Genomic DNA, 538 nt, shown 5'->3' with positions numbered 1-538 from the left:
AGCAACCACAGCCCCGGGGCGCAACGACGCACGCCCGCGAGACTAGCAGTCGAGGGCAGCCGCGCTAGTTCGGCTTGACCTCGAAGGGCACCTCGCGCGCGACCGCCACCCCCGAGACCTCATCCTTGACCAGGAACGCCGCCGTCCAGTGGCCGGGCTTCGGGTTGTCGATCGTGAGGTGCAGGACCGCCACGTCCAAGTGCTTCGGATCGACCTCGTGCACCTGCCGACCGCCGAAGCCTTCGACCCGCTCTGGCGCTTCGCGGGCCATCGCGCCCTCGGCACGATCTTCCTGCTCGACGCGCGGGTCGGCCTGTCCGCGGCGGGCCTCGCGCCGATCGCCGAGGCCCTGTCCCAGCCGACCGGGGCACGGACCTTCCACGTCGTCCTGCTCGGGGAGGGCGAGCCCTCCGACGCGGGGGGCGACGACCAGATTCGCGTCTCGGCGACGTACCACGGCGGCGGGGGCACGCTGAAGGGGGCCGTGCACCGCGAGGTCGTCGTGCGCTTCGACCTCGCGCCGGGCCTGCACATCTAT

General features: G+C 72.3%; 2 protein-coding genes. One reads left to right on the top strand and one right to left on the bottom strand.

Annotated features, from left to right (window positions below; all coding sequences use genetic code 11):
• Positions 1 to 64: 64 nt before the first annotated feature.
• On the bottom strand, positions 65 to 223 hold the full coding sequence (locus tag AAFX79_13835; protein MEO1009636.1) for a hypothetical protein: 159 nt from the start codon (positions 221 to 223) through the stop codon (positions 65 to 67).
• Here AAFX79_13835 and AAFX79_13830 point away from each other — a divergent pair.
• Positions 218 to 538: hypothetical protein (locus AAFX79_13830; GenBank protein ID MEO1009635.1), on the top strand; the 321-nt coding region annotated here is incomplete at its 3' end. The genes AAFX79_13835 and AAFX79_13830 overlap by 6 nt on opposite strands.

The organism is Planctomycetota bacterium, assembly GCA_039819165.1.
Taxonomy (GTDB): Bacteria; Planctomycetota; Phycisphaerae; order Phycisphaerales; family UBA1924; genus JAHCJI01.
The sequence above is the reverse complement of the archived record's forward strand: the minus strand, read 5'-3'. Positions and strand labels throughout refer to the sequence as shown.